The following is a 26,506-nucleotide window of genomic DNA, read 5'->3' on the forward strand; positions in this document are numbered from 1 at the left end:
ATGTTTTATTTATTACTTTTAGCGCAAATGACATTAATGCCTTGCGCCTGAATTTTGTGTTGTAAATCTGCTGATAAGCCATCATCGGTGATCAGCGTGTTTATGCTTTGCCAAGGCAATTCTAAATTTGGGATGCGACGGCCAATTTTTTCTGATTCGACTACAACAATCACTTCACGGGCGACCTCACTCATTACTTGTGAAAGGCCGATAAGCTCATTGAAGGTTGTGGTGCCGCGCTCTGTATCAATGCCATCGGCACCAATAAATAACTGATCAAAGTCATATGATCTTAGTACCAATTCAGCTACTTTTCCTTGAAATGCTTCTGAGCTTGCATCCCAAGTGCCACCGGTCATCAAAAGGGTAGGTTCGTTTTCTAATTCATTCAGTGAGTTAGCGATTGATAATGAGTTAGTCATTACCACTAAACCTTTCTTCTGCTTAAGCTCAGGAATTATTGCTGCTGTTGTTCTGCCGCTATCGATAATAATACGATTATGATCACTGACATGCTTAGCGGCTTCGATGGCAATGGCTAATTTTTGATTTGATACTTTTTCAGATGACGTTATTTCTTTTGGTAATGGTACTGCACCGCCATAGCGGCGTAACAACAAACCACTCTTCTCTAATGCTGATAAATCTTTACGAATAGTAACTTCTGATGTTTCAAACTGTGCTGCCAATTGATCAACGCTTACTTCGCCAGTGTTTGTTAACTGGCTGAGAATATTATGACGGCGTTGTTGGGTATTTCTTTTTGACATAAGTTTCAGTTTAAACTTCTAAGTTTCGTTTCGAAAGATGTGAGATTAAAACAAAACTTAAGTAATAATGCAAATATAACTTTGCCAGCAACAGCGCAAAATGTTAAATTGCACCTGATAATTTGTATATACAACTTGTGTTCAATGCTGACTTAATGGTGCATTGAATAACTCCAGTAATAAAAGGTATTTCATGAGCAACACTACTTTTACGTTAATTGAAGGCAAGATCCCGCTATTAATAAGCATGCCGCATAATGGTGAAGATATCCCTGATGATATCAAAGCAAAGATGACCGAAACCGGTTTGTCGGTGCAAGATACCGATTGGTACATGGACAAGTTGTATGATTTTTCTGTTGAGCTGGGTGCATATATTTTAATGCCTAAATATAGCCGCTATGTTATTGACTTAAATAGAGATCCAACCGGTATAAATTTATACCCAGGTAGTGACACTACTGAACTTTGTCCAACCACAAGTTTTGAATCAAAACCATTATATTTGCCAGAGCAATTACCTGATGAAGCTGAAAATGAACGCCGAGTGAAACTTTATTGGCAACCTTATCATCAGGCTATTGCATCAACATTAGATAGTATGCAGCAGCAATTTGGTAAAGCGGTAATGTTGGAAGCGCACTCTATTGCGTCGGTAGTACCAAGGTTTTTTGACGGGCAATTGCCCGATTTCAATTTTGGCACGAACAATGGTGTCAGTTGCGCTAGTGAGTTAGTTGAAGCTATTGAAGCGGTTGATTACTCGCCTTATAGCCAAGTAACCAATGGCCGCTTTAAAGGTGGTTATATTACCCGTGCATATTCGAATTTAGAACGTAACATTCATACCTTGCAACTTGAGCTGTCACAACGCACTTACTTAAATGAAGACACGCTAACTTACAATGAGCAAGAGGTTGATTTAGTAAAACCTAAATTAGCAATGCTTGTAGAAGCAATGGTTAAATTCGCTGTTAATAAATAAACCCAATATTTTAAGATCCCAAGATACCAAAATTATGATGAAACTATTCGCTGAAAATATTTTATTAGCCTCAGGTTGGCAGCAAAATAAAACCTTACATATCGATAACGGTTTGATCAAAGCCATAACTGATGGCCAAGATAAAGACGCTGAGTTAGCAAAGGGGGCAGTGATCCCTGGTATGGTTAATTGTCATTCGCATGCATTTCAACGAGGCTTTGCCGGATTTTCTGAGCAAGGTAGCGAAAGCAATGATAGCTTTTGGACTTGGCGTAAAATTATGTATCAGTTTTTAGATAATATCTCGACTGAACAAGCTGAAATTATTGCCAAACAACTTTATATCGAAATGCTCAAAGCCGGTTATACCCGAGTGGCAGAGTTTCATTATTTACATCATGACAAATGCGGTGCAAATCATCAGCAATTGGCTGCTATGGCAAAAGCGATTTTTAATGCTGCCGGTGATACTGGTATAGGGCTTACTATGTTGCCAGTAATGTATCGCTTCAGTGGTTTTGGTCCATTAGAGCCTAATGATGGTCAGAAACGTTTCATTAATTCTATTGAGCAGTTTAATCAATTGGTTAGCGATTGTTTTGTGATGGCTAAAGATAATGACAACGCTAATGTTGGTATTGCCCCACATTCACTACGTGCGGTTGATAAAGAATCATTAGTTGCGGCAGTTAAACATGTACGTAGCCTTGATGAAAAAGCCCCTGTACATGTCCACATTAGTGAACAACAAAAAGAAGTGCAGGATTGCTTAGCCCATTATGGCAAGCGACCGGTGCAATGGTTGCTAGATAATATGGAACTGGATCAGCATTGGTGTTTAATTCATGCGACTCATATTGATGAACAAGAAGTTGCTGGTATTATCAAAACTAAAGCGATTGCTGGTATTTGCCCTACTACAGAAGCTAATTTAGGCGATGGTATTTTTCCTACAACCGAATTTATGGCGCAAGGCGGGCAAGTTGCTATTGGCTCTGACAGCCATATTAGTGTGTCAGCCATTGAAGAAATTCGTTTGCTTGAATACGCACAGCGTTTAATTAAACAACAGCGCGCTATTCTAGCAAACAGTGAAACTCGCTCAGTAGGACAAAACTTATGGCAACATACTGCTAAAGCTGGCGCGTTAAGTACTAGCAGTAATACTGGTGAACTTGCTATCGGTAAACAAGCGGATTTATTAGTGTTAGATGAGAGTAAAACACGCCTATTTGCCAATCAAAATAAATTCATTTTAGACAGCATGATGTTTGCTAGCCAAAATAATCCGATAACAGATGTGATGGTGAATGGTAATTGGTGTGTTGTAGGTGGTGAACACGCGGAGCAAACATCAAGTGCTGATGAATTTGCTCAGGTGTTAAAAGATTTAGGTAATAACCGCTAATACTGCCGATTGCTTTATAAACCTTAAAGAATTCTATATTGATCGATAGTTGCACATACTTTTAATTGATATTGTCTGCGTAACCGTGGGTTGTCTTTCGGCTCTACGCAGTACTCTTTATGAAATGCTTTTAATGAATCCCGTGTTTCGGCAATTTTTTTCACATAGGCCACTTCGCCTTTTGAAAACTTTTTAAAATCTTGATGTAATACTGAGATCAACTTACTAGGGGCAACTTTGGCCTTGGTGTCAGCTATTTCAGAAAAGCTTTCTTGAGCTTCTTCTATTGTGGCGCTATACCATTCATTTAACTCTTCATTCGGATAAAAGTGTAAATACACCGCCGCCGCAACAATTATTATTATTAGATTTTTAAACATGTTCGCTCGAATTTATCGAAATAAGTAGTTAACAGTGATAATAACCCATTTTTACAAAATGTTATAAAATTAAAAAAACTTAATCTAAATCACGTCATTACAGGATAGCCCTGTTATAATTGAACGATAAAAATATGCCTATACCAATTTGGTATTAATTTCGGAATGGCCATGGTTGACAATAAAAAGCCTAAAGAAGTACAAACTCAAACAATACCAGTTAAAAACATTAAGGTTCATCGCCCTAAATCTGGTGGTGTTGAGCAATATAAGCCGCGTGATCAAATTTATGTTCGCAAAGTGAAAGGCTTCTTCCAAAACATTCGTCGTAAAATGAATATCTTCTTTTTAGCAATGTTTGCCGCACTTCCTTGGCTGCAATATAACGGTCAACAAGCTATTTTATTTGATGTTGGTGAGCAACGGTTCAACATTTTTGGCTTAACCCTTTGGCCGCAAGATCTAACCTTACTCGCCTGGATTTGTATTATAGGTGCGTTTTTACTGTTTTTTGTTACTACCTTTCTGGGTAGGGTTTGGTGTGGTTATTTATGTCCACAAACCGTGTGGACCTTTATCTTTATCTGGTTTGAAGAAAAGCTTGAAGGTGCAGCGAATAAACGTAAAAAACTTGATTCACAACAGATGAGTTTTAATAAGTTCTGGCGCAAAGCACTTAAACATACCTGTTGGCTACTATTTTCGTTATTAACCGCGATAACCTTTATTGGTTATTTTACGCCTATGCAGCAGTTAACTATCGACTTTTTCACCTTTAATGCAACGTTTACGATCACTCTTTGGATCCTGTTTTTTGCTTTTTGTACCTATGGTAATGCAGGTTGGATGCGTGAAATTATGTGTTTGCATATGTGCCCATACGCACGTTTCCAGTCAGCAATGTTTGATCAAGATACCTTAACCGTTTCATATGATTATAACCGTGGTGAAAACCGAGGACCAAGAGGTCGTAAAGCCGACCCTAAAGAGTTAGGGTTAGGTGATTGTATCGATTGTAATCTTTGCGTTGAAGTATGTCCTACCGGTATTGATATTCGTAATGGCCTGCAATATGAGTGTATAAACTGTGGTGCCTGCGTTGATGCCTGTGATGGCGTGATGGATAAAATGAAGTACCAAAGAGGCCTTATACGCTATACCACTGAAACTGTATTAAAAGGCAAAACCGTTCATATTCTTCGTCCTAAATTGTTTATGTATGCCACTGTTTTAGTTGTAATGATTGGTTTCTTCATTAATGATATTGCCACTCGTGTGCCACTGCAGTTAGATATTATTCGAGATAGAAATGCGCTTGCTCGAGAAAACATTGATGGCTTTATTGAAAATGTTTACACCTTGAAAATTCTGAACAAGTCACAACAACAAGCAAGTTATAAAATAGATGTTAAGGGCCTAGACAAGCACGAATGGCAAGGTGATAAAATTGTTACTGTTGACGCTGCACAAATGAATACTATTACTATCAGCATTGCGGTTGACCCATTTGATTTGGAAAATTATATGACAGATATATCTTTTGTTATTCATCAAGTAGAGCCTGCTGATAATGATGTAGTCATTAAACAAAGCAGCGTATTCTTTAATAAACGATGAGTATCACTAACTTGGCAGATTTTAGCTTTGCATCCCTTCGGCCTGAAACTATTATTGATGGCTTAGAAGCGGCAGGTTTCAGTGTGGCTAGTGGTTTGCTGGCGCTAAACAGTTACGAAAACCGAGTTTACCAATTTCATGATGATGATTTGGTAAAGTATGTTACCAAGTTCTACCGGCCCAACCGTTGGACCTTAGCGCAAATTCAAGAAGAGCACGATTTTGCTTTAGAGCTTGAAGCTGCAGAGTTGCCTATGGTTGCACCATTAGTGCGGAATGGGCAAAGTATCTTTACTCACCAAGGTTTTACCTTTGCAGTATTTCCTTGTCGTGGCGGCCGAATTTTTGAAGTAGATAATTTAGACCAATTAGAATGGATGGGTCGCTTTGTAGGTCGGATTCATGCGGTTGCCAGTACGAAACCGTTTGAGTGTCGCCCACAAATTTCTACCGAAGAGAGCCTAATACAAGCACGAGAAATCATTAAAGATGGCAATATGGTCAGTTCAGGCTTACAACTACCATTTTTTACCGTGTTAGATCAGGTGATTGATATTGCCAAAGATCAGTATAAACCAACAAAACAGATACGTTTACACGGCGATTGTCATGCTGGCAATATATTGTGGACTGATGCAGGGCCACACTTTGTTGATCTTGATGATTGCCGCACTGGTCCTGCCATACAAGACCTATGGATGATGCTTTCCGGCGACAAACAAGAAAGGCTGTTACAATTAGATACACTATTAATGGGTTATGAAGAGTTTTTTTCATTTGAACATAATGAGCTAACACTGATAGAATCATTACGTTCAATGAGATTAATTAATTATATGGCATGGTTAACTAAGCGTTGGCAAGATCCAGCTTTTCCACGAAATTTCCCTTGGTTTAATACTGAGAGATACTGGGAACAGCAAATTTTAATGTTAAAAGAGCAACACTCTATTTTACGAGAGCCAAGTTTAAGTTTGAATTTAGGTAACTAAAACTTAGCTATCACCAAGCCATAAATATAAAAATATATGCAAGGAATTTGTAAGTAATGAAAAAGTTTATCAGTTTGATTTTTGTGGCGCTACTTGCGTCAGCATGTTCACAAGCGGCCGATTATAAAGAAGGCACACATTACACTGTAGTAAATGATACTGTGTCGGCAAAACCAGAAGTTCGTGAGTATTTTTCATTTTACTGTCCACACTGTTTACGTTTTGAACCACTAATGAAAGATATTAAAAAGTCTTTACCTGAAGGCGTTAGCTTTGAAAAAAATCACGTAGATTTTTTACGTGCGGCTAGCCCAGAAGTACAGTTCAATATTACTAAAGCGATGATTGTTGCTCAGCAAATGCCACAGGAAGAGCAGTTAATTGCGGCACTGTTTGATGCAATTCAAGTTCAACGTAAGCCACTAGCGTCTACCGCTGAGTTACGTAAATTATTTGAAGGTGTTGGCGCTGATGGCGAAAAATTTGAAAAATTAATGTCTAGCTTTGGTGTTAATTCAAAAGCGAAACAAATGAAGAAGTTTCAAGATGAAATGACTCGTAAAGGCGCAATTACTGGCGTACCTACAATTATTGTAAATGGTAAATACAAACTCGAAGCTGGCGGACTAGACCGAGCAGACTTCTTAAATGATTACAAAAATTTAGTAATGTATTTAACCACGCTTAAATAAATCTGCTACGCATTTTTATATAGCTACTGGCTGATGCAGTAGCTTCAAATAAAGGCCCGTTAGGGCCTTTTTTGCACATGGAGGTGCTTATCCTCCCAAACCAGGGATGGGGGAAAGGGAGGGCTTGTTTCTAGAGTAGGGTATTACTTTTCTGCTGCAACTACAGATATCTCAACTAATAGTGCATCGCGAGCCATACTTGCTTCTACACACGCTCTTGCTGGCGCAAACCCCGTTGGCACCCAGTTATCCCAGACCTCATTCATAGCGGCAAAATCAGTCATGGTTTTAACATAGATGGTTGCAGACAACATGTGCTCTTTATCGCTTCCTGCTTGTTCTAATAGGGCTTCAACTTTGTCTAGCATGGTTTGCGTTTGTTCAGTAATGCCTTGTTCGGCATCTTTACAAACTTGGCCACATAAATAGATAGTACCATTATGTTTTACTATGCGGCTCATGCGTTGTTTGGTTTCGATACGTTCGATCATAATGTTTATAACTCGTTTAGAAATATTTGATTAATTGATGTGGATTTTAAAGGCCTTAACAAGGTATTTTTTGTTTATGGCCCAATTGGCTCTATTGTTTTTAGTCAGGTTAGATGCAAATGTCATGGAAAAGTTTTTCTGCTAATTGCTCTAACACTTTCGCTTCAGGATGAGTGTGAGCAAAGGTTCTTAAGCCGTATATACCCATTAAAAAGTAACGGGCCAAATGATCACTATCTTTATCTGAGCTAAGATTTTTTTCTGAAATTGCTTGTTCAAATTTTTCGGCTAATGCTTGCTGTAGCATTGATAAATTATCACTAATGATCTGTTGAATTTCATCATCTTGCTCTGCTATCTCATTTAATGCTTTAGTCAACAAACAAGCTTGTGAGCTATCGCAACTTACGCATTCAGCCACAACATTATCAAGATAAGCTTTTAAATTAATCAGTGTTGGCTGTGTTCCTGAAAAAAACTGTTCAAACTCGGCTTTTCTATCTAAACGATATTGCTCAAGCGCCGCTAGTAATAAACCACGTTTATTTTCAAAAGCGCAGTAAATAGACCCTGGATGTAAACCGGTAGCCGTTTTAAGATCTTGCATACTGGTTTTAGTATAACCTTTATGCATAAAGGCATTCATTGCCGATCTTAGTACTTTTTCTTTATCAAATTCTGCATTGCGCATTATTTTTCATTCTATTTACACTGGATTTATTGATTGTATCCAATTTTGAACGAACATTCAAAAATAATTCTTGAATGTTTATTCAAGAAAGGTTATCTTGAACGCATATTCAATAAAGAGATACCGTAATGACTGATAATTTACTTACGCCTTATGCCCTAAATAATACAATTAATTTAAATAACCGTATATTAATGGCACCATTAACACGATGTATGGCCGACGATGAATTAGTGCCAACTCAAGCAATGGCAAAATATTATGCCCGTAGAGCTGAAGCGGGGTTGATCATTTCTGAAGCTGTGATTATTCGTCCTGACGGTCAAGGTTACCCTAATACTCCAGGATTATTTAGTCAGCCACAAATCGAAGGGTGGAAAAGAGTTACTTCGGCAGTGCACAGCAGTGGCGGCAAAATATTTGCACAGCTTTGGCATACTGGCCGTGTTGCTCATCCTTATTTTTATGGCGATGATAATGCCGAAGTAATGGCACCATCAGCCATTGCTGTTGAAGGTAGCGTACCAAGAATGCGAGAATTGACTTATAAAACACCAAAAGCAGTAACTCTTGATGATATCCATTTATTAGTATCTGATTATGCCCAAGCAGCTGAAAATGCGATTGCTGCTGGCTTTGATGGGGTCGAGATTCACGGTGCTAATGGCTATCTTATTGATCAGTTTTTGCATCATGACAGCAACCGCCGTACCGATGATTATGGTGGTAGTAATGAAAACATGGGGCGTTTTGCTTTGCAGGTAGTTGATGCCATTATTGATCAAATTGGTAACGATAGAACTGCTTTAAGAGTTTCTCCTGGGGCTTATTTTAATATCGCTGGTGATAGTCGAGATCGTGACGTGTTTGATTATTTATTACCAGAGTTAGAAAAACGTAATTTGGCATTTCTACATATTGGCATATTTGACGATAGTATGGAGTTTGATTATTTAGGTGGTCGTGCTTCAAGCTATGTGAGAGCAAATTACAATAAAACTTTAGTGGGTGTCGGTAGTTACAGCGCAGAAACCGCAAGTAGTGCAATAGATAGTAACAAGTTTGATCTTATCGCAATTGGCAGACCTTTTATTGCCAACCCTGATTATGTCGCTAAAATTCGAAATAATCAGCCATTAGTAAGCTATTCTGATGAAATGCTAACAAGCTTAGTCTAACATTTAAGTAATAAGCAAGAGGTTGAATAACTAGTTGCCTCTTGTTTTATTTTTATCTTAACTTTGATTTGGATGTAAATCAGTTTTATATCTGCGATACAAACGATAACTTAGTAAACAAGCCACAACACTTAACACCGCACTTGCGCCTATTTGCCAGTAAGACATCATTTGAATACCACTTCCGGCCAAGGCGAATATCGCCATTTGTGGAAAAAAGCCTAAATACGATGCGCTGATAAACTTCTTCGCATCGATAGCACCAACCCCTGAGCATAGATTTAACAAAAAGTTATTACCGGCTGGGAGAAGGCGAATAATAAAGGTTTTTTGAAAGGTGTCTTGTTGCAAAAAATTGTTAAAGATATCAACTTTGTCACTAAAGCGTTTTAACACTAAAGGCCGGGCAATAAATCGCGCCGTATAAAAGGTAATAGCGCATCCAAGTGCGGCGGCGAATGTAGCAATGAGAGTACCTTGCCATACACCAAACGCATAACCAGCAGCAAAGGCGGCCACTTGTCTTGGCAGCCCTAAACTCGACAGGAGCAGTCAAAAGTGGTGTTGAAAATTCACTAAATGAATTATCTAACTCTTTCTTTTTTAATGAATAAACAATAATATAAAAACAGACAAGGATTGTTGGTCATCTGAGTATTCACTCCAATTACGACGCAATTTTTCGAAAATAGAATCTAATAACAATAAACAGAGAAATACATCATGGCAAAATATAATGAATATAAAGTAATCCAAGTCGCAGAAGGTGGTTGTGGAACACTATTGTTGGGTTCAAGTGGGATGCCGCTCAAAAAACTTGAGTCTACATTAAATAAAGAGGCTGCTGACGGCTGGGAATTGGTATTTCAAGTATTAGAGAATAAAAGGTTTTTGTTATTTTGGTCAAGGGAATCCGTTATTGTGACTTTTGGTCGATAAAAGTGTTAAAAAACTTAATCCTCAAAGCCATTAGAGGCTACCAGTCTAATGGCGGCTCTAAAAGATACTTTAATACAGAGTGTAATTTTGAGCCAACTTGTTCTGAATATACACACCAAGCAATAAGTAGCTACGGAACAATTAAAGGGATAAAGCTGGGCTTGAGTAGAATCAAGAAATGCTCTGACCCTGATTGTATTGAGCGTATAAAGGACCCGTTAATTTAATTATGAATATTTCTGAACTTGAAAAAGAAGAAGATAACCTCAGAAAAGAGGTTACTGCCCTATCACCAGAACAAAGACGCAAATATTATGAAATTGAAGGCAGCAAACTTAAAGACCCCGATACATATGCTGCCTTAAACTGGTTTTTCATTGCTGGTCTTCATCACTTTTATCTAAAAAAACATGTAAAAGGCAGCATAGTAATTATCTTATCTATCTATGCTATTTTCACACTTTTTGATTACGGATGGATATTGCTACTGGTTTTATCATTGATAGAGTTACCTCAGTTGTTTTTCAGTCAGAGAATCGTTAAAAAATACAATAACAAAGTTATAAAACAAACGTTAATTGATGTTATTAAAGAAAATTCAGTTAGGCAAAATTAACTACCTCAAACCATATAAGTAAGGAAGCTTTTTGTGAGAACCAACTACATACTTGTTGATTTAGAAAACATTCAACCGCAAAACTTAGGGTTATTAAAAGGGCAAAACTTTAGAGGCTTCTTTGAATAAACTAGATAACAACAAAGGTTAGAGTTGCAGGCTTAAAACAATTTTATTTGAAATAAATGGATTAGGTCGACCTTGCAATTCGATAATTCGCTTGTTTCGAATGATTTCTATTTCAGTTACAGGGTGTTCAGCACTCCACTTTATCATCAAGGGTGAAATACCTTTCTTTGGTAACCCGTAAGTCAAAATCATATACAAATATGACCGGGCAATAATGCCCTTGACTTCATCTCGTGGTTCAACTGAGTTTGCGTGCCTTTCAAAATCACAATTATCTTCTGGGAAGCGTTGTGTTTCACCATCAATTTCAGCATAAATTAAGTTCGAGCGGCTAGAGTTGTATCTTTGAAGGGCCGGCCACAAATTATGTAAATCAGAAGACGCTCTTTTATATATTTCTAAATCGCAATTATCTCTATCTTCGCAACCTAAAGATGAAGCTATCCAATCAGCTGGGTATACATGCTCCAAACTAACTTTTTCGCCAGCTCGTTTTTCAACTTTACAATATAAGGTTTCATAATTCGAAGTATAAAACTCAGGCCAAAACACTTCATCTCTGACCTTGTGATATTCGGCGTCATTAGCACTCGATATAGTCGAAAAAAACAATAACATCAGACAATAGTTTTTCATAATCGACCACCAAACACCCTTACAAACACATTGTAGATGTATCTAAGCTTAAAATCGCCAAATACCCTTACAAAGACATAGTAGATATATCTAAGCTTAAAATCCCCCAGCATAACTAAAAACAAATCATCAACCTGTTTTTTCGTTACAGGAATTGTATCTAAGTATTGATAAAGAGCATCATGAACAAGAGATGCGTCTTGTGTGAATTTTTTATCCGTTCTGTGGTCGTAATGACCATCAGGGACTCCAAACACAAACAAGTTAAAAAAACTCCATTTAGGAGTGCATCCATCCCAAGAATACCCATCATTGCTGGCTTTAACTATAACTAAGCCATCTTTGGATATTTTTAACCACTTACTGTCAAAATCATTCTCTAAGCACCAACCTGAGTCTATTGAAAAGTCCTTTTTTATCTTAAAAATATAAGGGTAATTTCCCTTCTTCTGCTTATGCTTTGGCTCTGGATAGGTCGACACTTTAATCCTTAATAGTCATTTAAGAGCTGAATATGTTTTTAGCGCAATCTTTAAGGGTGGATAATGCTTGTCCTCTCATCTCGCCAAGTATGGCCTCATTAGTGATAACCTCATTCACCACTTCAATATTCTCTTCGAATAACGCGAGTGCCTTTTTCAAACTCTTAATTTTTTCATCTTTAGTCATTGTTTTTCCTTAATATATGATGACCTATAAAACATAGACAAAAAATTAGGATTTGTGAAATAAATCTAAGTTAATAAAAACATTCCTTCTTGCCTCAAACCATAAGCGCCTTGCTCACCAATTATGATGTGGACGAGCAGCTTTATACTCAGAGCCTTACAGGCACTCAAAACACGCAATGTAAACACTTTATCTTCCTTCTAAGGCTCTGAGCTACCGGGCGGGTGGTTATATATTAAATTACAGCAAACATAACTCCTGCCTTGGTAAGCTTAAAATACATTGATGCAGCCAAAAGCTTGTAATTTACTACGCCGCTCTAATAACCTCATTCAGAGATGTGCTGGGCGAATGGAATATCAATCTAAACTAAGTTACCTCAATTGACTGTTTAATATTTAACCACTACCCTTTAGTCTTTAGATAAGGTTACATTTAGGCAGGGACGTGATATGCACCTATTTACTTTGACGGCACACTCCAATTTATTCGGCCATTTAGAAGATGATGAAAAAGAAGCGGCTGCAGTATATTTTTGTGATGAATTACATGACTTATTTGTAAAACACAAAATAAAAGATGTAGAAATTAATGCGCATTGGAAGTCAGGTAGTTTAGTTGAATTTTTTGAAATACTTACGACGAACCCTGAGCTGATAGAAATGCTTCGGGGTGTCGCTTTTACAAAGATAGGATTGGATGCATTAAAATCATTAAAAGATTATAAGGATTATAAGGAAAGTTTTATTGAGATATTTTCGGACCTCAAGAAGCTGCGCTACCATGTAAAAAATAAAACTATTTATCTTCGAGAGCTGTTTTTTTCAAAAGATAAGGCCCCTAAAAGTAGCAAGGAGTTAAAAAATAAAATTAAGAATAAAAAGAAGCCTAAAAAAAAGACTAATGACAAAAAGAAGTAGCCTTTAATTACTTTGATTAAATCAGCAGCCCTCTTTCAAACTATAAAATCCCTGCTCGCCAATTATAATGTGGTCGAGCAGCGTTATATTCAGCGCCTTACAAGCGTTCAAAACACGCAATGTAAAGCGTTTATCCTCTTTCGAAGGCTCTGAGCTGCCGGACGGGTGGTTATGTATTAAAATGACGGCATTAGCATTTACAAGCACTGCCGTTTTTAATACTTCCGCAGCCCGAGCATTTACACCATTCACCTTGCCCGTTGCTACAACTTCGTAATTCATAATCGCATTTTTATTATTTAGATTTACAACGATAAGTTTTTCTTTGGGTTCGTATTTCAGAAAATGAAATATCTGATGTATCTTCTCCGGTGAATTTAATACTGAGCCTGTCACTTCACAATCAACTTCAACAAAACGATAGCGGACTTCAAGCTCACGTAAAATTGGCATATTAAGCCTTAACTCCAACACGCTTAATTTTACTAAGATGCGTATCGAATTCACCAGCACGCACAGCGTCAATAATGAGTTCGATGGTCGGTATTAGCTTATCTTGTTCACCGATGGTAATAACATATTTGTCTTTGGCTAACTCTAACGACTTACTGCCGTATTTAACTTCCATAAAGTAATTGCCTTTAACTTGATAGAACCAAGCCTTAACTCGCTTTTGAACACGTACTTTTGATTTTACTTTGGTTAGCGGGTCTGTAATCCATTGCTCTTTGTATGCCGTAAACACTTCATTTTCAATGTGGCACTTTGCCATCTCGAGTTGTGTTTCAAGGCGGCCGATTAGTTTGTTTTGGCGTTGAATAATTGGGTCGTTGCTTTGGGTGACAGGTCTTTCGGTGATGCTCAAGGTGCTTAAAAGTGATTTGGTCATAATTGACTCCTTTTATTTACTTTCAAGCACACTTTAATGTCGAGTTCGGCGAAAGGTCGACCGAAATAGCTCTGAAAATGTTGATTCGGAACCATAGAGTGATAGAATTTAGCCATGAACCTACAATGGAATGAATTAAATGGCCAAATTATCAGTAAACGAAAAAGTTAAAGAGTGGATATCCTCAGGCGAACTTCAACTACAAGTAGCTCCACAAGGAGTTACTAAAGAAAGAGTTGCTCAAGTATTGGCTAAAATATCAAGACATACAGTAGATATACAAGATGCTGTCTTTGCTCTACTAGATGATAGTCCAAATTGGTATCCATCTGCCCGTGACACTCTTAGTTTCAGTGATGGAGCATGTACCGCATTCATTGGAGCTCACGTAGCCATTTTACAAAGAGGATCTGACGCTAAATTAGACCGAGAAGGAAGAGATTACTGGATTAAACCTTTGAGAGAAGTCGGAGCTATTGAACCTTGTTATTTACCAGCAAAAAAAGATAAGGTTCTTTTGGAAAAAGGGCTTAAGTTTTATGATGGTCACCCAAAGGCTAAATCTCCAAACAACGCATATAGACTTTCAGCATCTTTTATAGGAGTTCTGAAAGCCGAAGAAAGTGAATGGGAAGAAAAATTATCTAATTGGATAAACGAAGATGACATGCGAATTCGCCTTGAAAAACAAGCTCAAGCGGCAGAAATTATTCGTAAATTAACTGATAGTGAACACTCCTTAGTTATTGAAGCTGGGAGCACCCATTATGCGCCTAATTTCCTTAAAGGTTTTGAAGTAATCTATATTGATGATGGAGATGGAGAGAGAATTACAGATAGTGAAAAAAGTCGATTGATGGAATTTGGGTTAGAAATAACAAACCATGATGCCATGCCTGATATACTTTTGTGGAATAGAAGTACTGACGAATTGTGGGTATATGAAGCCGTAACAAGTGATGGAGAAGTAGACCAACATAAATTCGTTCAACTTCAAAAGTTTTGTGAGAGAAACAATAAATCAAGTATAGGGTTTACCACGGCATACCCCACTTGGAAAAAAGCAGCTGAAAGACAAAAACTAACGAATAACAATCTTGCTATAAATACTTATATGTGGATTGTGGAAGATGGCTCTAAACAGTTCAAAATTGAAGGTTAAATGAATTGTTCGACAACTTTGTTGATTTTGTCAAAGTTGCTCAAGTCATGTTCTGTTAGCAATGTACCGATTTTCATTAGAGATTGCTTCGATGGGTATCTAATAAAGCGCAAATCAGTTGCGTTTACTTGAGTGTGCCCATTGAACGTTCTAAAATATTTATCTACAACATTAGAGCTAATAAACGCATATAGACCAATAGCAAGATTAGCATCTAACCCCTCTCCGTTAGCATGGAAATAATTAGTTTTATTATCAAACGCAACTAAATTACTTGATACTTCATTCGGTCTATAAATAGCAGCAACAACTCTCCTATCTTCTTCTTTAGAACTTAATCTACGAGTTAGTACGTAGTGCCCATTAGGCACTAACAGCTTTTCAGTTTTGTCAGTAACCTCTATTGCGTTAGGCTTTTTAATATCTTCTAAAGGCCATTCTATTAAGCCTTTATCAAAATGGACCGGAAAGATATAAGGAACTCGATTTTTAGCCGTCGCCTCATAAGTGAAATCTCGCACTCTAAAATCTACAGACTTCCCAGTTGAAACATTCACACTTAAATCATTTAACGTACATGGAAGTGAGCTCATTTTAGCTGATAGTTTCGCCTCTGCTTGTGAAGTGAGGATATGAATAAACTGATTAGAATCATTCTCGTAAACAACTTTTTCAAATGGCACAATCATTTCAGATACCTCACCACAATCACTTGAATCGCTTTGAGTTATTAGCACATCCTTTTGAACTTCAGATTTTACTAAGTGAAAAACTACATTCTCCTGTAAGACTTCATCACCTTTGAAAGCGCTTGTACGTGACTTGAATACTCTGATTTGTTTTATTGCTGTCTCTTGGAGAATAAACTTCCTAAACGCAGTAAAATAAGGACCATTACAAAAACTTCGAGGTGTGATAGCAACTAACTCACCTTTGGGCTTTAATAACTTAATAGCTAAAGCTACAAATAGCGAGTATAGGTTACCTGAATCTATACCAATGCTTTTACAATCTTTTCGTTCTTTTGATTGAGCCGCTACTTTCAAATAAGGGGGGTTTAAGATAGCTTTATCATAAATTTCGGGACTGCTATTTTCTTTGATTATTTCAACTGAATCAAAAATGAAATTAGAGCTGTTAACTTCAGCCTTGAACTCAACACTATGATCATGTGACATTTTACGGCAGAATTCATAGGTTGAATTTAGATACGTTGTAAGTACCTCATCTATTTCGAATGCTGTAACATCAATTTTTTTACTATCAAAATCATTTAATGCTCTTTGAACGAGCGCAGCACTGAGAGAACCAACACCTGCCCCAGCATCTAAAACTTTAATGTCACCTGATAAGTCAGTAAAAAACGAAGCCAATAAATTAGAAACCTTAGCCGAACTCATAAACTGCCCTAATTGGCCTCTGGTTTCGTTGTTAAGCTTAGAGTTTGCCTCTAAACGGTTACTGTCGGCGTTTACTGTTATTCCAGTAGAGTTTGGAAGGCGATTTGCTAACTGAGGCATAGGGTAATAGATAATAATTATTATTGTATAAGCGTATATTACTTGAATTAGATATTGCCGCAAGATAAAGAATGTTATTTAATCATTACAACTTGCTTGAGAGTGTTTATTTACACCTGTCTTCAACCGCACCCATCACCGAAGCCGACAGCACATTTAATTCTCGCTGAATACGATTAATCACAGGACTGTTCGGGTCATAAACTGCATCAGCTTGCTTGTTTAAGTTAAAATATAAGTTCATTAGCACAATGACACTTGGCTCAGTTTTCGTAGCTTTAATAACGCTGTAGTAACTCCTATCTTTACCTAAATACCGCACTGAAAAATCACGCCCATTGCGACAAAGGCGATTTCGTCTTAACTCTTTGTAAACATCATTCAATTCCATAAACACTCCGGTGGGTATCGTAACCCTAATTAGCACAAGTATTTATCACTTTAGTTGTTTTCATATTTCATTAAACGAAACATGTGAGACAGAATTTTACCCACTAATCAATCTCAAAATAATTGTGAATAATTAGTGTTTACCGCTAACTTTTTAGTGTTAAAAGGATAAATAAAGGAGTAGCAGTAATAACAAATAGCAAGGAGGCTATATGAAGCATACAGAATGGCTTATTCGATGCAGTAAAAAAATCAAACACAAGTTCCGCAAAAACAGAACGCCATTATCGCAAGCATTAGTGTATTTCTTTTTGGATAATGATATTGAGTGGACTCATGCCTTTACTGGCACATTCAAATACAGCAAGAAAAATAAAGATGCTGTAACAAAGGAGTTAGACAGGTTTACAAATGAACTGCATAGTCGGTGTCGCATGTCAAAATGGAAGCGGCGAAGTAAGAGGTTTCCTAAAGAAAGATTACCGATGGTGAGTGTTGTCGAAGGCGATGGTGACTTAATTCATATTCATTGCCACTTTTTACTGGCTAAGCCAGAAAATATAATAATCTCAAATGATAGTTTTGCAAAACTTATTGTTGATGCATGGAATAAAGTGCCAACAACTTCCTGTCTTTTTAACGATGTGAAGCCGTTACACAACACCCTAGGTTGGGCTGACTATATAAGCAAAGAAGTGACAACTGATGATGCAAGTGCCATTAACTGGCAGTTCACGCATCTTTTTCGAAAAACTACAAAAAAGTAGTTGAGTGTAGACGATGCTCACTGGCTGTATTGGTGGGAATAAACGCTGGCGATGTTAAAGGTGAACAACAAGAAATTATGACGATTCTCTTGTTGTCTTTACTTGATTATAATTTAGACAAAGGCCGCCCTATGTCTATTAGCGATAGCGACTTGGCACAAGGGATTGATAACGGAGCCTGCGAAGTTAAGCAATCGCGTAGTGACATCCGGCTTGCGCAGCAAGGCGAGCAATACAATAGAATACCTAAAGCTAAATCGATAGCTTATATGATTCGATTAAAGCAATTGGCAAATATAAATAAATCAGCCATATTTAATACAGGAACACCAACAAGGAATGTTGATATGAATAACGCCAGTGCGAAATCCCAAGCCAATACATCCAGTGAAAACAATATAGACAACTTAACAGGTGCCGAGTTACTTGCGCTAACGAATACCCATTCGAATAGACCCACTAATAAGCCGCGCAATAGTATAAACACGCAATTTCATTTATTGCTTCAGCAGCTATATAAAACAACTAATGCCTTAGAAAAATTGATACCTAACAAGAAGTTTAATCCTGATGGCAAACAAGTAGGTGAAATCGGAGAATGCCTTGTTGCAGAGCATTATGGGTTAGAGCTATTACTACCAAACACACCGAAACATGATGCCAGAACCAAAGACGGAAAATTAGTCGAAATCAAAACAACCCACGCCCATAAAGTGAGTTTCAATAGCAAGCCGGACTACGCGATTATTATTAAACTCGATGGGAAAGGCGGTTTTACTGAGTGCTACAATGGCCCCGGCGATATATTATGGGATTACTTCAGAACTCGACTTGCGTATGGCTGTGGACATTACCCGTTGCCAATATTAAAAGCGAGAGAGTTAAATAAGAAAGTGAGCGCCAATCAGCGCATTTATTAACTACTCATACTTAACTTAGTTAAGTATTGTTAAAATAAATTAGACTTTTCTTGTTGATTATTATACTAATGTAAAGGTACTGGATTTCTAGTGCTTGTTGCCCGAGCAGCGGTCAAGGTGTAAGCCTTCCATAATTCTCTCGTTCAACTCTAAATTGTCGGACTCATGGAGAGGCTTTTTGGAATTGACGGGATAATTGCGCTTGCTTTATGGCACTACTCCTTTTGCGATACCTACCACCGAGTTCGTCACCTATTTATTAAAAACAAAGGTGTCGAAATGAAAGATAAAAAAATACCCAAAACGCTTGATATTAGTAAGCAAATTGCAAGCTTACTAGCAAGTAAGGTTAGTGCTATCGACAGCAATGAATCGATAGAGCAAATGACCATATTCGATAACAAGCACAAGTCTTGCGACAGAATTGTATTAGATGCATTAAGAGATAAATCCCTTAAAGAATGTGAGAATGCACGCACAGCAAAATATAAAGCAGTTGCGTTAACGTACGGTTGGCTTAAACTCGCAATGGCAAACGAGGCTTATATAAGCCAAGTGTTTAAGCCGTATGCAAATCAGGAAAACTCATGTGATTTTGCGAATGCAGCAAAATATTGCATGGGGCTATGCCAAACTAATCAAGCCGAAATAATCAACTACACCAAAGATTGTTTGTTATTCATTGATAGCAAACACTCCGACACGCCAATTAACTCCCCTACAGACATTCCGGTTATCGATATAGTTAGCACCATAAAAAGCAATAACGGTATCCGCGGTTGCCAAAGAAAATATCAAGAATATTTATTGCAAAACGAGTTGCTCAACAAAGATGATTCAACGCCCACTGAAACAACAACAACGACAGTAAACAAAGGTATTTCTAATAGCAGAGTTAAAGTCATTTTGCGCAATTACACAAAACTTAAGGCTGGATTTTTAGGTGAGTTCAAGACTACCAAAGAGATAGAGGTAAATGACGTGGCCATTGGAAGCTGTATTTATATTAAGCAAGGCGACTCCTATAAAGTCATCACCAGCACCAGTGATAAAAAGGCGATAGAAGCTTTAGTTAAAATTATCCACATTCCAGATTAAGTGTTAGTGATGGGACAATACATATGAATAACTTTCTAGAATTTACTAGCTCTCATTATGCACCTGCGCTGCAAATTCAATACACTCAAAGTGTAGTGAAAGTAATGTTGGATAAATTACCTAAAGGGCTAAATCTACAAGATTTAGTGCTCTTTAATCAATCATCAAACCTTATCAAGTTAGAGGTAGCTTTATATTCAGCTGGATTAATAGGTAACTTAACCAATCCTAAAAACTGCATGGTTACACAGCGATTAAAAATCAAATCGCAGGCTGATAATGCCATTTTGATAGGGGATAGTAGCGGTTTTCAAGAAGCTAAAGCACCAACACCACCTAAACCAAAAAAAATTGTCGATATTTTTAATTGGCTAATCACATATTGTAATTTAGCGATGACCTTAGACGTGCCTTTAGGGGCCGCGCGAGAGGATAAAAGCCCACACTACAGAACATTTCGAGATTGCTTAGGGCAAACATTGGCTAATTTAGATACGTTTACTAACTTAGGAGCACAAGATTATAGCTTCTTAAATGTTGTACAAGGTCAAAGTATTGAGGAGATTAATTTCTGGTATCAGCACGTTAAAAAGTACAAATTATATGGTTGGGCGTTACCTTTTAAGTGCTTTGGCTTAACAGGATTTATCTGGTTTTTGTTAAAACTTATCGAAGATGGTGAGTTTGACAAGGACAACACTTGGATTCACTGCTTAGGTGTTTCAGATTTAAGCTCTGCCGCCATGTTTAATGTAATTATTGGGCACTTAAGGCGCAAAGTCGCTCCTTGCAAAGTAAATATCACGTTTGACTCATCGAGTCCGTTTTTGGCAGGTGGTAAATTACTAAGTGCTTACGGTGCTCCAGTCATTAGTTCAAGTAAACTATCGATACCTCAGATTCGTGTTGATAAACCTAAGTGGTGCGGCAGTAGTGAGTTGTTCCCAAGTCAATATACTCAAATATCTCGTTATTTAACTAAAGGAGATATTATAAATCGCGACTGGGACAATGAAGCCATTGCAAGCAACCTTGGGTATCTTCTGCTGCAAAATCACAACACCGAAACAGCTTTACGCGCCATAGGCACTGTTAACAATTTGCTTGCGGTGGATTCTAACCAAATACCGATATGTTTAGTAAAAGCTAAGCGCGCTATAGAGCACATATTCTCAAGTGAAACTATCAACCAAGCGTTAGTTCGACTCAGTTGCACTGATAATGTCATGTCACTAGAGTCATATAAGTAATGCAGGTTTTCGTTAAGTAAATTGGATAATAAAAATGAACAGTATTGAAATAAAAAAGGTAAGCGACGAATTAAAAGTATCATTCTCAAGTCGCTACAGAGAATTGTGCCAAGATGAGTCTTTTACAACAATAGCTGCCTTAAAAGGCGGTTTAGCTAAATTACTGGCAAGTGAAGTGACAGAGCTTATTGAAAAAGACTTTACTTTACTAAAGCCAGTGAAGCATTTCACATTAAATGATATAGAAACAAATAAGCCTATAACAATAGATTTGTACTGCTCAGCCTATTTATTTCAGACTAAGTTCGATATTAATTTCATCGTGAGCGAAGGTAACTTACTTTGCTTCTATAAGAGCGAACCAAACTTACTAAAAGACAGGCTAACCAATACCTTTGTAAGAATAAAAAATAATGGGCAGTCAGTTTATGCGGTGTCTTGATGCATTTATTACGATAAAAACAATACAACGATTACCCCTTAAATTAGGAACATAAAATATGAAAAACACTATATTTAGAGATATATTAAATATAAATAAGGAAACTGTAGCAATTATTAAGGATGAAGTGTTACCAGGGGTTGGAGCTGAAATAGATTCCAAGTTAAATGAAATTGATAAGGGGCATACTGAAGAAGACCTTACAATAGCAACCCTTAAAGGTGACACTCTTTTATCTCTCTTTTGTAAAAATGGTTTATACAATATTTTGGTTAACGGACTTAACAATAATGAAACGATAGCTACTCACTATTGCCGTGAGCCACTATTTGAAATCAAAGACAACGAAAACATGATTGAGGTAGAGCTTCAAATTTTCACACTTTATACAGAAGTTTCAATTGAACTTACTTTTGTAAAGAATAAGAAAAGCTTATTAGGATATTTATTTGAAATTGAAGTAGATACCTAATTTATCTATCAGATGTAAGAATAGGCAGGTCAATTTTCAAGACCTGCCTCACACCAACTAAGAAAGCCACATTCAGACAAGCTAATTCATACGCCGCCATTTTTGAACCGTCAAGGTCGCGATGCATAGCCCACTTCCATCGCTTATTTTTAAGCAACCGAGCAAATACAAACGACATTTTATACTTTAGCGGCAATATTTGCTCAGGCGTTAAAAGATCTTGCGAGATCTTTTCGTAGTCCATCGTAACCAGTTTTTTAGTATCTACATAGATGATGTCTTTGTATCGCTTGTAATCAATCACATCAACTCCACCGCTTCTTTAAGCATGTTGTCATTTACATCAATGTAGCGTTGCGTGGTCGAAAGATTGCTATGGCCTACCAACGACATTAGCACTTTAGCCGACACGCCTTTGTGTGCCAGGTTAGTTATAAATGTTCGTCTGCCGCTGTGACTACTTGCGCCATCGATACTTGCATCTTTATATAAAGCAATTATAAGCTGGCATAGCGAGTTAGCACTAAATGCCTTACCTTTCTGGCTCCGTATTAAAGGCAACGATGGGTTTCGATTTTTCATATTATGAAAATTCAACTTGAGCAACGCACGCAGCTTTTTATTAAACACGATAGTTCTGCCTTGTTTGCCTTTGGTTTGCTCAGAGTCTAGATAAACAAAGTCACTTACTGTTCCATCGTTACTATAAACATCGCCAATTGTTAAAGCAGCAATTTCTTTAACACGCAATCCTGCGTAATAGCTCAAGTTTAATGCCAAGCAATTACGCTCTGAATGACGACTTAATGTTGCTACTGCCAACACTCGCTTAAATTCACGTTCCGTTAAAGTTTTAGCCTGTTTCATATAATCACCTAAATAATATAACTTTTTGTAAGCTATATTGTATTTTCTTATATTATTTCGGACGACCTAAACAGCGTTGAAATAAAGGCGTAATTAAAACAACAGATTAGCGCATAATGTAATGTTTTCTACATTTCATTATATTATTAGACATCACAAATATTTTTCAAAAAGAACATGTTTAATTCATAAACCACTTGATTAACGTTGCACAAAGATGTAGATTTACGCCATAACGTGCACGTTACTTGTTTTGCGTGCACGGAGTAGTATTTGATAAGGATGATTTATGAATCAAAAAATTGAAGTTTCAACTGAGATATTTAACCGATTAGCCAAACATGCTTCTGGCTTTGATACTCCAGCCAATGTAATTGTTAAACTATTAGATTTTTATGAAGATGAGCCTAAGTTTACACAGAAGACTAAAGCAAACTTAATCGAGCAAGCATTTAAGTTGAATTTCAAAACCGATGCTAGACCATTTGGTCAAAAGGCGTCTGTGTTAAGTGGCTTTAGCGATGACAGTAAAGGCGTTCAATGGAATGTTGTTGTAAATAGCGAAACAGGTATTGTTAGTTTAGGGGTTAACTTAGAAGGAATGAAATATAAAAATTGGCCTATAACAAACCTATTAATAAGAGAAAGTAAGCAAAGTAAGTTACTCAATTTAGTTAATACAGAAAGTTCTAATGAAATTCGTGTGAACATGACTCGCGACGCATGGCAGGCAGCTTCTCGACCTCTAATTGCAGAGCGCAATATATCACCGCAAGGGTTAATGCTATCAGAACTAACTTCGACAATATGGTCAGATATTCTTAATGAATCCTTAGGCTGCTTAAATAAAAGGGAAGGCTATAAAGGCAGAGGAAAGCAGGTTGTAACAAGAATTAAATCTGGTGATACAAAAGAAATGGAAGTCTCACCTCACTTAGGTTTTCGAGTAACTATTTGCGAAACCAAACCTACAGACTTAAATAAACTCCTAAACGAATTTAAGAAAGCACAGGCTATTTTAATGCCCATTTACAACTTTGTTGCTGAGCAAAGCAAATAGGTTACAGTGTAAAGTCACCTCAATTTCGACCCTGAGGTGGCTGTAGTTTGAAATGGTTTACTTGTGTGGTGGTGCTGAAAACCGCGCAGGGTGATTTTTTCATTAACAATGAGATTTCCAATGTAAGTATTCTTTTTTCATACACCGAGCACACGGCCTATATCCCGCCAGAATAGCAGTGTTTTCATCCTTAAAGAACACTCTGTATTTTACATAATGACCTTTGCTTATGTGCCCAAGCGCAGAGGGGCAATCAAGTTTTCCGTATATTTTAAGTTTGCTATGACCACCAAAAATCCCTTTGTTTTGATTAATATATAAAGCACCTTTTTCATCTAAAAGCTTATACATATTGAATATCCTTTTATTGGAAGTTCACATTATTATGGACATTATTAGCCAAACATAACAACATAAAGCATTCTTCATTATTTTGCCTGCACACATGGAATTTTACGAAGTCGAACCAACATTAGATAATTATTGGAGAGCAATAATACTCTTTGGGCGTAATGTAGCCTCGTATAAGTTTGCTTTAGCAAAATCACTTTACGAGCTTAATGCGGTATCTAATGATTTAGTTAAAATGGAGAAACTAGCAGAGCCTTTTAGTCGTCATCTTTGTGAGCACTTAAAGCTTGAGTCAAAGCAAATCACATCAAAATCAAGCAAGTTCTTATCTGCCTGTAATAACTTTAACGCTGATAAGTTAAGCCATGACGAACTCATCAAGCAAACGGTGAAACTAGGGTTTGCTAATGTAATAGATGCGTTTCATGTAGTTAATAATGGGGAGATTAAGCATCGTTTTTTTATTGACGAACGTAAGCAGAATGGTGGCATTAGAATAACTGACAATTTTTTCAAACTTGCAGAGCATGAGCAATTCACTAATTTTGAACATGAAACAGAAGCGCGCTGGAAGTTAGTTGAGCAAGGCTGGAAAATGGGGGTTGCTCGAAATTTAATCACTGTTGAATACGACCAAGAATTAAAAACACTATTTACTGGCACTAAAGAGCGCAGAGTTGATATTACGAGCTGTAGAGATAGCTTAAACGGTTATCAAAAAGGTCGTTGTTTTTATTGTTACTCATCAATAAGTGTTAGCAGAAAAACTGATAACCTAGCTGATGTTGACCACTTCCTACCCTGGACACTAAAAAATCATGTACCTAATATCAATGCTGTTTGGAATCTTGTTTTAGCTTGTAAAGATTGTAACCGTGGTGAAAATGGCAAGTTTGCTAGAGTGCCAACAATTAAGTTACTAGGTAGATTACACAAGAGGAACGAGTATTTTATCAGCAGTCATTTACCATTGCGCGAAACACTTATACAGCAAACTGGCAATAATGAGACAAGACGAAAGCAATTTTTACAGCAAAGCTATAGTATTGCTAAGGCCACTCTAATACATGAATGGCAACCGGAAATAAAAGGCATAATTACGTTTTAATATGAGTATTCAATTTTACCAAGACAACGCTGATGATTTTTTTGAAGGCACGGTAAATGTCGATATGAGTAATATCTATCAGCATTTTACTAAGAGCTTAAATGATAGTGCGTTAATTCTAGATGCTGGCTGCGGCTCTGGTCGTGACACTAAAGCATTTCTTGATATGGGCTATTACGTAGAGGCGTTTGATGCCAGCACTGAGCTTGTTTCCCGCGCTAGCCTATACGCTGGTATAGAAGTTAAGCACGCTGTATTTAATGACGTTGATTGCACTGCAAAATACGATGCTATTTGGTGCTGCGCCTCTTTGCTGCATGTGCCTGAAATAGACTTACCTGATACGCTTAGCAAATTAGCCAATGCACTTAAACCTAGTGGCATCTGGTATGTATCGTTTAAGTATGGAGATAGCCAACGAGAAAAAGATGGCCGCTCCTTTACTGACATTAATGAACAACGACTTGCTGAGCTTGTTTCAAACTTAAGCAATATTGAAATTAGCTCTACTTGGATAACAGAAGATAATCGTCCTGACAGAGATGAAAAATGGCTCAATGCTATTTTAGTGAAGCGTTAATAATGAACTTCTCTCAACGCTTTAAGTTTTCAGACTGGCCTAATCGAGATATACCGTTAGTTGCTGCTGGTGTATACGCTATTTGGCATGGTAATGAATTAATTTATTGTGGTATGTCTGGTAGAGAAATTGAAAAAGCAGTTAAAGCAAACAAAAAGAAATACGGCTTAATCACTAGATTAAACAGTCACGCCCAAGGAAGGCTTAGCGGCAATCAGTTTTGTGTTTATGTTGCCAATCGCCTTGTAATACCAACTTTAACAACAAATGATTTATCTAAATTTGCTACAGGTGAATATAAGCTTGATTATATGACCAAAAGCTATATTCATAACAACTTTGAGTACCAATACCTAATAGTAAATACTAGTTCTGAAGCATATGCTATTGAGGATAAAGCTAGAGCTGGTGAGTTATTCAATCACAAGCCACTGCTAAACCCTATTTAATCGGTTACCTTCGCTATTTACTTGGCTAAAGATGCGAGGAAATACCAAGGCAAGGCGGACAAGTTCTG

37 protein-coding genes are annotated in these 26,506 nt (G+C 37.2%); 21 read left to right on the forward strand and 16 right to left on the reverse strand.

Annotated features, from left to right (window positions below):
* Window positions 1–5: 5 nt before the first annotated feature.
* Entirely contained in the window at window positions 6–770 is a 765-nt protein-coding gene (locus tag RGQ13_RS00440) for a DeoR/GlpR family DNA-binding transcription regulator (RefSeq protein WP_348391592.1), read from the reverse strand.
* 193 nt (window positions 771–963) lie between these two features.
* Between RGQ13_RS00440 and hutG the strand changes: the two genes are divergently transcribed.
* Together hutG and RGQ13_RS00450 are read left to right on the forward strand one after the other, a co-directional pair.
* Complete coding sequence (hutG, locus tag RGQ13_RS00445; protein WP_348391593.1) at window positions 964–1,755, forward strand: N-formylglutamate deformylase; 792 nt, start codon at window positions 964–966, stop codon at window positions 1,753–1,755.
* Between the two features lie 34 nt (window positions 1,756–1,789).
* Window positions 1,790–3,163, forward strand: coding sequence for a formimidoylglutamate deiminase (locus RGQ13_RS00450; RefSeq protein ID WP_348391594.1), 1,374 nt, complete (start codon window positions 1,790–1,792; stop codon window positions 3,161–3,163).
* A 23-nt stretch (window positions 3,164–3,186) separates the two neighbouring features.
* Here the strand turns inward: RGQ13_RS00450 and RGQ13_RS00455 are convergent, their stop codons facing one another.
* Window positions 3,187–3,543: a hypothetical protein gene (locus RGQ13_RS00455; protein WP_348391595.1), complete on the reverse strand. Its 357-nt coding sequence runs from the start codon at window positions 3,541–3,543 to the stop codon at window positions 3,187–3,189.
* Between the two features lie 171 nt (window positions 3,544–3,714).
* On the opposite strand from RGQ13_RS00455, the gene ccoG reads away from it, so the two are divergent.
* From ccoG to RGQ13_RS00470, 3 genes are read left to right on the forward strand one after another with little or no spacing between them, the layout of a single operon-like run.
* Window positions 3,715–5,160, forward strand: coding sequence for a cytochrome c oxidase accessory protein CcoG (gene ccoG / locus RGQ13_RS00460; RefSeq protein WP_348391596.1), 1,446 nt, complete (start codon window positions 3,715–3,717; stop codon window positions 5,158–5,160).
* An 11-nt stretch (window positions 5,161–5,171) separates the two neighbouring features.
* Window positions 5,172–6,152, forward strand: coding sequence for a serine/threonine protein kinase (locus tag RGQ13_RS00465; protein ID WP_348393359.1), 981 nt, complete (start codon window positions 5,172–5,174; stop codon window positions 6,150–6,152).
* 56 nt (window positions 6,153–6,208) lie between these two features.
* Window positions 6,209–6,844: a thiol:disulfide interchange protein DsbA/DsbL gene (locus tag RGQ13_RS00470; RefSeq protein ID WP_348391597.1), complete on the forward strand. Its 636-nt coding sequence runs from the start codon at window positions 6,209–6,211 to the stop codon at window positions 6,842–6,844.
* Window positions 6,845–6,987: 143 nt separating this feature from the next.
* On the opposite strand, the gene RGQ13_RS00475 is transcribed toward RGQ13_RS00470, so the two are convergent.
* Window positions 6,988–7,338, reverse strand: a complete 351-nt coding sequence (locus tag RGQ13_RS00475; protein WP_348393360.1) for a RidA family protein — start codon at window positions 7,336–7,338, stop codon at window positions 6,988–6,990.
* Between the two features lie 106 nt (window positions 7,339–7,444).
* Complete coding sequence (locus tag RGQ13_RS00480; RefSeq protein ID WP_348391598.1) at window positions 7,445–8,026, reverse strand: TetR/AcrR family transcriptional regulator; 582 nt, start codon at window positions 8,024–8,026, stop codon at window positions 7,445–7,447.
* Window positions 8,027–8,154: 128 nt separating this feature from the next.
* On the opposite strand from RGQ13_RS00480, the gene RGQ13_RS00485 reads away from it, so the two are divergent.
* Window positions 8,155–9,204: an alkene reductase gene (locus RGQ13_RS00485; RefSeq protein WP_348391599.1), complete on the forward strand. Its 1,050-nt coding sequence runs from the start codon at window positions 8,155–8,157 to the stop codon at window positions 9,202–9,204.
* A gap of 57 nt (window positions 9,205–9,261) precedes the next feature.
* Here the strand turns inward: RGQ13_RS00485 and RGQ13_RS00490 are convergent, their stop codons facing one another.
* On the reverse strand, window positions 9,262–9,723 hold the full coding sequence (locus RGQ13_RS00490) for a TVP38/TMEM64 family protein (protein WP_348391600.1): 462 nt from the start codon (window positions 9,721–9,723) through the stop codon (window positions 9,262–9,264).
* Window positions 9,724–9,927: 204 nt separating this feature from the next.
* Between RGQ13_RS00490 and RGQ13_RS00495 the strand changes: the two genes are divergently transcribed.
* From RGQ13_RS00495 to RGQ13_RS00505, 3 genes are read left to right on the forward strand one after another with little or no spacing between them, the layout of a single operon-like run.
* Window positions 9,928–10,143 (forward strand): DUF4177 domain-containing protein, encoded by a 216-nt coding sequence (locus RGQ13_RS00495; RefSeq protein WP_348391601.1) that lies wholly within the window; start codon window positions 9,928–9,930, stop codon window positions 10,141–10,143.
* Between the two features lie 2 nt (window positions 10,144–10,145).
* The gene (gene yidD / locus RGQ13_RS00500; protein WP_348391602.1) at window positions 10,146–10,370 is read left to right on the forward strand and encodes a membrane protein insertion efficiency factor YidD; all 225 of its coding nucleotides are present in this window, start codon (window positions 10,146–10,148) and stop codon (window positions 10,368–10,370) included.
* A gap of 2 nt (window positions 10,371–10,372) precedes the next feature.
* Window positions 10,373–10,759 (forward strand): TM2 domain-containing protein, encoded by a 387-nt coding sequence (locus tag RGQ13_RS00505; protein ID WP_348391603.1) that lies wholly within the window; start codon window positions 10,373–10,375, stop codon window positions 10,757–10,759.
* Between the two features lie 147 nt (window positions 10,760–10,906).
* On the opposite strand, the gene RGQ13_RS00510 is transcribed toward RGQ13_RS00505, so the two are convergent.
* From RGQ13_RS00510 to RGQ13_RS20125, 4 genes are all read right to left on the reverse strand, one after another.
* On the reverse strand, window positions 10,907–11,524 hold the full coding sequence (locus RGQ13_RS00510) for an endonuclease (RefSeq protein ID WP_348391604.1): 618 nt from the start codon (window positions 11,522–11,524) through the stop codon (window positions 10,907–10,909).
* Window positions 11,521–12,006 (reverse strand): hypothetical protein, encoded by a 486-nt coding sequence (locus tag RGQ13_RS00515; RefSeq protein WP_348391605.1) that lies wholly within the window; start codon window positions 12,004–12,006, stop codon window positions 11,521–11,523. Before RGQ13_RS00515 ends, RGQ13_RS00510 begins: the two co-directional genes overlap by 4 nt.
* Before the next feature lie 19 nt (window positions 12,007–12,025).
* Window positions 12,026–12,193, reverse strand: coding sequence for a hypothetical protein (locus RGQ13_RS00520; RefSeq protein WP_348391606.1), 168 nt, complete (start codon window positions 12,191–12,193; stop codon window positions 12,026–12,028).
* 65 nt (window positions 12,194–12,258) lie between these two features.
* On the reverse strand, window positions 12,259–12,381 hold the full coding sequence (locus RGQ13_RS20125) for a hypothetical protein (RefSeq protein ID WP_405054146.1): 123 nt from the start codon (window positions 12,379–12,381) through the stop codon (window positions 12,259–12,261).
* A gap of 264 nt (window positions 12,382–12,645) precedes the next feature.
* On the opposite strand from RGQ13_RS20125, the gene RGQ13_RS00525 reads away from it, so the two are divergent.
* A complete protein-coding gene (locus RGQ13_RS00525; protein ID WP_348391607.1) occupies window positions 12,646–13,113 on the forward strand; it encodes a hypothetical protein in 468 nt (155 codons plus the stop codon).
* Between the two features lie 21 nt (window positions 13,114–13,134).
* On the opposite strand, the gene RGQ13_RS00530 is transcribed toward RGQ13_RS00525, so the two are convergent.
* Window positions 13,135–13,566 carry a JAB domain-containing protein gene (locus RGQ13_RS00530; protein WP_348391608.1) on the reverse strand — a complete coding sequence of 144 codons (432 nt, stop codon included), beginning with the start codon at window positions 13,564–13,566 and terminating at the stop codon, window positions 13,135–13,137.
* Between the two features lies 1 nt (window position 13,567).
* Window positions 13,568–14,002 (reverse strand): DUF6641 family protein, encoded by a 435-nt coding sequence (locus RGQ13_RS00535; protein WP_348391609.1) that lies wholly within the window; start codon window positions 14,000–14,002, stop codon window positions 13,568–13,570.
* 139 nt (window positions 14,003–14,141) lie between these two features.
* On the opposite strand from RGQ13_RS00535, the gene RGQ13_RS00540 reads away from it, so the two are divergent.
* Window positions 14,142–15,164 (forward strand): BsuBI/PstI family type II restriction endonuclease, encoded by a 1,023-nt coding sequence (locus RGQ13_RS00540; RefSeq protein WP_348391610.1) that lies wholly within the window; start codon window positions 14,142–14,144, stop codon window positions 15,162–15,164.
* Here RGQ13_RS00540 and RGQ13_RS00545 read toward each other — a convergent pair.
* Both RGQ13_RS00545 and RGQ13_RS00550 read right to left on the reverse strand, forming a co-directional pair.
* Window positions 15,161–16,564: an Eco57I restriction-modification methylase domain-containing protein gene (locus RGQ13_RS00545; protein WP_348391611.1), complete on the reverse strand. Its 1,404-nt coding sequence runs from the start codon at window positions 16,562–16,564 to the stop codon at window positions 15,161–15,163. The two genes, RGQ13_RS00540 and RGQ13_RS00545, sit on opposite strands and share 4 nt — an antisense overlap.
* A 226-nt stretch (window positions 16,565–16,790) precedes the next feature.
* Window positions 16,791–17,075 carry a DUF6626 family protein gene (locus tag RGQ13_RS00550; RefSeq protein ID WP_348391612.1) on the reverse strand — a complete coding sequence of 95 codons (285 nt, stop codon included), beginning with the start codon at window positions 17,073–17,075 and terminating at the stop codon, window positions 16,791–16,793.
* A 211-nt stretch (window positions 17,076–17,286) separates the two neighbouring features.
* Between RGQ13_RS00550 and RGQ13_RS00555 the strand changes: the two genes are divergently transcribed.
* The 6 genes from RGQ13_RS00555 (at window position 17,287) to RGQ13_RS00580 (ending at window position 22,023) form a co-directional block, all read left to right on the forward strand.
* Entirely contained in the window at window positions 17,287–17,841 is a 555-nt protein-coding gene (locus tag RGQ13_RS00555) for a hypothetical protein (protein ID WP_348391613.1), read from the forward strand.
* A 32-nt stretch (window positions 17,842–17,873) separates the two neighbouring features.
* Entirely contained in the window at window positions 17,874–18,761 is an 888-nt protein-coding gene (locus RGQ13_RS00560; RefSeq protein ID WP_348391614.1) for a DUF6998 domain-containing protein, read from the forward strand.
* A 279-nt stretch (window positions 18,762–19,040) separates the two neighbouring features.
* Window positions 19,041–19,859, forward strand: coding sequence for a hypothetical protein (locus RGQ13_RS00565; protein ID WP_348391615.1), 819 nt, complete (start codon window positions 19,041–19,043; stop codon window positions 19,857–19,859).
* A 23-nt stretch (window positions 19,860–19,882) separates the two neighbouring features.
* Window positions 19,883–21,109 (forward strand): hypothetical protein, encoded by a 1,227-nt coding sequence (locus tag RGQ13_RS00570; RefSeq protein WP_348391616.1) that lies wholly within the window; start codon window positions 19,883–19,885, stop codon window positions 21,107–21,109.
* Window positions 21,110–21,143: 34 nt separating this feature from the next.
* On the forward strand, window positions 21,144–21,551 hold the full coding sequence (locus tag RGQ13_RS00575) for a hypothetical protein (RefSeq protein WP_348391617.1): 408 nt from the start codon (window positions 21,144–21,146) through the stop codon (window positions 21,549–21,551).
* A gap of 58 nt (window positions 21,552–21,609) precedes the next feature.
* Window positions 21,610–22,023 (forward strand): hypothetical protein, encoded by a 414-nt coding sequence (locus RGQ13_RS00580; protein ID WP_348391618.1) that lies wholly within the window; start codon window positions 21,610–21,612, stop codon window positions 22,021–22,023.
* 1 nt (window position 22,024) lies between these two features.
* Here RGQ13_RS00580 and RGQ13_RS00585 read toward each other — a convergent pair whose 3' ends face one another.
* Both RGQ13_RS00585 and RGQ13_RS00590 read right to left on the reverse strand, forming a co-directional pair.
* On the reverse strand, window positions 22,025–22,327 hold the full coding sequence (locus tag RGQ13_RS00585; protein ID WP_348391619.1) for a hypothetical protein: 303 nt from the start codon (window positions 22,325–22,327) through the stop codon (window positions 22,025–22,027).
* Window positions 22,324–22,890, reverse strand: a complete 567-nt coding sequence (locus RGQ13_RS00590; protein ID WP_348391620.1) for a tyrosine-type recombinase/integrase — start codon at window positions 22,888–22,890, stop codon at window positions 22,324–22,326. The genes RGQ13_RS00585 and RGQ13_RS00590 overlap by 4 nt, the downstream gene beginning before the upstream one ends.
* 289 nt (window positions 22,891–23,179) lie before the next feature.
* Here RGQ13_RS00590 and RGQ13_RS00595 point away from each other — a divergent pair, with 289 nt between their 5' ends.
* The gene (locus RGQ13_RS00595; RefSeq protein ID WP_348391621.1) at window positions 23,180–23,950 is read left to right on the forward strand and encodes a hypothetical protein; all 771 of its coding nucleotides are present in this window, start codon (window positions 23,180–23,182) and stop codon (window positions 23,948–23,950) included.
* Window positions 23,951–24,052: 102 nt separating this feature from the next.
* Here the strand turns inward: RGQ13_RS00595 and RGQ13_RS00600 are convergent, their stop codons facing one another.
* The gene (locus tag RGQ13_RS00600; RefSeq protein WP_348391622.1) at window positions 24,053–24,301 is read right to left on the reverse strand and encodes an Ada metal-binding domain-containing protein; all 249 of its coding nucleotides are present in this window, start codon (window positions 24,299–24,301) and stop codon (window positions 24,053–24,055) included.
* 94 nt (window positions 24,302–24,395) lie between these two features.
* Here RGQ13_RS00600 and RGQ13_RS00605 point away from each other — a divergent pair, with 94 nt between their 5' ends.
* From RGQ13_RS00605 to RGQ13_RS00615, 3 genes are read left to right on the forward strand one after another with little or no spacing between them, the layout of a single operon-like run.
* Window positions 24,396–25,409 (forward strand): HNH endonuclease domain-containing protein, encoded by a 1,014-nt coding sequence (locus RGQ13_RS00605; RefSeq protein ID WP_348391623.1) that lies wholly within the window; start codon window positions 24,396–24,398, stop codon window positions 25,407–25,409.
* A 1-nt stretch (window position 25,410) separates the two neighbouring features.
* Window positions 25,411–25,989, forward strand: coding sequence for a class I SAM-dependent methyltransferase (locus RGQ13_RS00610; RefSeq protein ID WP_348391624.1), 579 nt, complete (start codon window positions 25,411–25,413; stop codon window positions 25,987–25,989).
* Between the two features lie 2 nt (window positions 25,990–25,991).
* Window positions 25,992–26,438, forward strand: a complete 447-nt coding sequence (locus tag RGQ13_RS00615) for a hypothetical protein (RefSeq protein WP_348391625.1) — start codon at window positions 25,992–25,994, stop codon at window positions 26,436–26,438.
* Window positions 26,439–26,506 lie beyond the last annotated feature (68 nt).

It is taken from the genome of Thalassotalea psychrophila (genome assembly GCF_031583595.1).
GTDB classification, from domain to species: domain Bacteria; phylum Pseudomonadota; class Gammaproteobacteria; order Enterobacterales; family Alteromonadaceae; genus Thalassotalea_A; species Thalassotalea_A psychrophila.

Coding starts and splice junctions, on each gene's coding strand:
- RGQ13_RS00510 (WP_348391604.1), bottom strand. CDS start 11,524: ATGAAAAACTATTGTCTGATGTTATTGTTTTTTTCGACTATATCGAGT.
- RGQ13_RS00470 (WP_348391597.1), top strand. CDS start 6,209: ATGAAAAAGTTTATCAGTTTGATTTTTGTGGCGCTACTTGCGTCAGCA.
- ccoG (WP_348391596.1), top strand. CDS start 3,715: ATGGTTGACAATAAAAAGCCTAAAGAAGTACAAACTCAAACAATACCA.
- RGQ13_RS00590 (WP_348391620.1), bottom strand. CDS start 22,890: ATGAAACAGGCTAAAACTTTAACGGAACGTGAATTTAAGCGAGTGTTG.
- RGQ13_RS00545 (WP_348391611.1), bottom strand. CDS start 16,564: ATGAGTTCGGCTAAGGTTTCTAATTTATTGGCTTCGTTTTTTACTGAC.
- RGQ13_RS00550 (WP_348391612.1), bottom strand. CDS start 17,075: ATGGAATTGAATGATGTTTACAAAGAGTTAAGACGAAATCGCCTTTGT.
- hutG (WP_348391593.1), top strand. CDS start 964: ATGAGCAACACTACTTTTACGTTAATTGAAGGCAAGATCCCGCTATTA.
- RGQ13_RS00570 (WP_348391616.1), top strand. CDS start 19,883: ATGAATAACTTTCTAGAATTTACTAGCTCTCATTATGCACCTGCGCTG.
- RGQ13_RS00615 (WP_348391625.1), top strand. CDS start 25,992: ATGAACTTCTCTCAACGCTTTAAGTTTTCAGACTGGCCTAATCGAGAT.
- RGQ13_RS00525 (WP_348391607.1), top strand. CDS start 12,646: ATGCACCTATTTACTTTGACGGCACACTCCAATTTATTCGGCCATTTA.
- RGQ13_RS00450 (WP_348391594.1), top strand. CDS start 1,790: ATGATGAAACTATTCGCTGAAAATATTTTATTAGCCTCAGGTTGGCAG.
- RGQ13_RS00565 (WP_348391615.1), top strand. CDS start 19,041: ATGAAAGATAAAAAAATACCCAAAACGCTTGATATTAGTAAGCAAATT.
- RGQ13_RS00455 (WP_348391595.1), bottom strand. CDS start 3,543: ATGTTTAAAAATCTAATAATAATAATTGTTGCGGCGGCGGTGTATTTA.
- RGQ13_RS00540 (WP_348391610.1), top strand. CDS start 14,142: ATGGCCAAATTATCAGTAAACGAAAAAGTTAAAGAGTGGATATCCTCA.
- RGQ13_RS00600 (WP_348391622.1), bottom strand. CDS start 24,301: ATGTATAAGCTTTTAGATGAAAAAGGTGCTTTATATATTAATCAAAAC.
- RGQ13_RS00485 (WP_348391599.1), top strand. CDS start 8,155: ATGACTGATAATTTACTTACGCCTTATGCCCTAAATAATACAATTAAT.
- RGQ13_RS00605 (WP_348391623.1), top strand. CDS start 24,396: ATGGAATTTTACGAAGTCGAACCAACATTAGATAATTATTGGAGAGCA.
- RGQ13_RS00535 (WP_348391609.1), bottom strand. CDS start 14,002: ATGACCAAATCACTTTTAAGCACCTTGAGCATCACCGAAAGACCTGTC.
- RGQ13_RS00505 (WP_348391603.1), top strand. CDS start 10,373: ATGAATATTTCTGAACTTGAAAAAGAAGAAGATAACCTCAGAAAAGAG.
- RGQ13_RS00610 (WP_348391624.1), top strand. CDS start 25,411: ATGAGTATTCAATTTTACCAAGACAACGCTGATGATTTTTTTGAAGGC.
- RGQ13_RS00555 (WP_348391613.1), top strand. CDS start 17,287: ATGAAGCATACAGAATGGCTTATTCGATGCAGTAAAAAAATCAAACAC.
- RGQ13_RS00520 (WP_348391606.1), bottom strand. CDS start 12,193: ATGACTAAAGATGAAAAAATTAAGAGTTTGAAAAAGGCACTCGCGTTA.
- RGQ13_RS00530 (WP_348391608.1), bottom strand. CDS start 13,566: ATGCCAATTTTACGTGAGCTTGAAGTCCGCTATCGTTTTGTTGAAGTT.
- RGQ13_RS00480 (WP_348391598.1), bottom strand. CDS start 8,026: ATGCGCAATGCAGAATTTGATAAAGAAAAAGTACTAAGATCGGCAATG.
- RGQ13_RS00440 (WP_348391592.1), bottom strand. CDS start 770: ATGTCAAAAAGAAATACCCAACAACGCCGTCATAATATTCTCAGCCAG.
- RGQ13_RS00575 (WP_348391617.1), top strand. CDS start 21,144: ATGAACAGTATTGAAATAAAAAAGGTAAGCGACGAATTAAAAGTATCA.
- RGQ13_RS00580 (WP_348391618.1), top strand. CDS start 21,610: ATGAAAAACACTATATTTAGAGATATATTAAATATAAATAAGGAAACT.
- RGQ13_RS00595 (WP_348391621.1), top strand. CDS start 23,180: ATGAATCAAAAAATTGAAGTTTCAACTGAGATATTTAACCGATTAGCC.
- RGQ13_RS00495 (WP_348391601.1), top strand. CDS start 9,928: ATGGCAAAATATAATGAATATAAAGTAATCCAAGTCGCAGAAGGTGGT.